2 protein-coding genes are annotated in these 1,883 nt (G+C 65.1%); both read right to left on the bottom strand.

Annotation, left to right across the window (positions count from 1 at the left end):
* Positions 1–461: ABC transporter permease (locus I5W_RS00705; RefSeq protein WP_044527816.1), on the bottom strand; the 461-nt coding region annotated here is incomplete at its 3' end.
* A 34-nt stretch (positions 462–495) separates the two neighbouring features.
* The coding region (locus I5W_RS00700; RefSeq protein ID WP_044527815.1) for a sugar ABC transporter ATP-binding protein at positions 496–1,883 on the bottom strand (1,388 nt) is incomplete at its 5' end.

Genomic DNA, 1,883 nt, shown 5'->3' with positions numbered 1-1,883 from the left:
GCCCCTTGCAGCACGATCATCATGGCCAGCGTCTGGATCAGCGACACCATGCGCAAGCGCGTGATGCACAGGCCATTGAACCAGCCGATCAGGGTCGCCACGGCCACGCCGACCAGCATGGTGAGCCACCAGGGACCACCCCAGGTGGCATACAGCCAGGCGCCGATGGCCGAGGAAAAGCCCAGGTTGGCCGGCAGCGACAGGTCGATCTCGCCCACCAGCAAGGGCAGCGCCACGGCCAGTGCCAACAGACCCAGCACGGTGGCTTGCACCAGGATGTTCTGCAGGTTCATCACACTGAGGAAGAACTGGCTGAACAGGCCAAAGCCCAGCACCAGCGCCACCAGCCAGATCCAGACCACGTTGCGCAAGATCCAGCCCAGGACCTGGCGCGGCTTGCGTTGCCCCTTCACGGGCCGGTCGGGACCAGGCGTGGTGCCGACCTCGGTTGCGGTTGTCATGCGGGAGTCTCCTTGTTTCATTGTTGTATGGGTGTCATTGCGCCAGTTGGCGCAGGCGGTCGGTGCTGATGTCATCGCCACTGACCACATGGGCGATGCGTCCGCGCTGGAAGATGCAGATGCGGTCGGCGGCGCGGGCCAGTTCGTCGACGTCGGTGGAGACGATGATCACGCTCACCCCGGCCTGGCTCAACTGGTCGAGGATGCGCAAGACATCCTGCTTGACCCCGACATCGATGCCGCGCGTGGGCTCGTCCAGGATCAGCAGACGCGGCAGGGTGGCCAGCACACGCCCCAGGCAGACCTTTTGCTGGTTGCCGCCGCTCAAGGTATTGACGGCATCCTCGGCACTGTCGGCCTTGATGCCCATGCGCCTGAAGTAGGAGGTGCAGACCTGCCGTTCTTCCCCTTCATCCACCAGGCCGGCGCGCAGCCGCCGTGGCAGCGACGACAGCGCAATGTTCTCGCGGATGGAGAGATGGCCGACCACCCCATCCCGGCGGCGGTCGTCGGAGAGATAGGCGATGCCCATGGCCAAGGCTTGATCCGGCCTCTGCGGCAGGCTGCAAGCCGGCTGGCGCGGGAAGCTGATCTGTCCGCTGCGCAAGGGTAGCAGTCCGAACAAGCCGCGCGCCAATTCCTTGGCGCCCTCCCCTGGCAAGCCGGTAAAGCCGATGATTTCACCGGGCTGGAGCTCCAGGCGATCCACGCAGAGCTTGTCATCATTCAGGCCACTGATGTCGCACAGGCTGATGACCTCAGCGCTGGCCAGCGCGTGAGCCGGCCTGCGATCGCGCTGGAACAGGTCCAGCTCGCGCCCCAGCACGAACTCCGAGAGCTGGGAAGAACTGAGACTGCACACTTCTTCACAGGTGGCGACCAGCTCACCGTCACGCAGCACGCTGACGGCGTCGCAGATTTCCAGGATTTCATCGTTGAAGTGCGAGATGAAGATAAAGGTCACGCCCGAGGCGCGTAGCTGGCGCATGAAGGCGAACAATTGCAGGCGATCCGGCACCGTCAGCGCCGCGGTCGGCTCATCCAGAATGATGATGCTGCCGCCCGAGAACATGGCGCGCAGGATATTGAGCTTGCGCCGCGCCACCGCGTCCAGGGTGCCGGCCAGGCGCTCGGCGTCGATCCCGGTGCCGGCCAACATGCGCGCGGCGTTCTCGCGCATCCGGCGCCAGGCGACGAAGCCGCGCTTGGCCGGCCAGAGCCCCAGCATCAGGTTTTCCATCACCGACATATGCTCGATGATCATCGGTTCCTGCGGCACCAGAAAGACGCCCGCGGCTTCCATGCGCTTGACGTCGGCGCCCTGGATTTCCTCGCCATCGAGAAAGATGCGTCCTTCGCTGGGCGCACGCTGGCCCGAGATGAAGGCCCACAGCGTGCTCTTGCCGGCACCGTTCTCGCCCC

This window comes from Herbaspirillum sp. B65 (assembly GCF_000333555.1).
GTDB classification, from domain to species: Bacteria; Pseudomonadota; Gammaproteobacteria; order Burkholderiales; family Burkholderiaceae_D; genus Herbaspirillum; species Herbaspirillum rubrisubalbicans.
The sequence above is the reverse complement of the archived record's forward strand: the minus strand, read 5'-3'. Positions and strand labels throughout refer to the sequence as shown.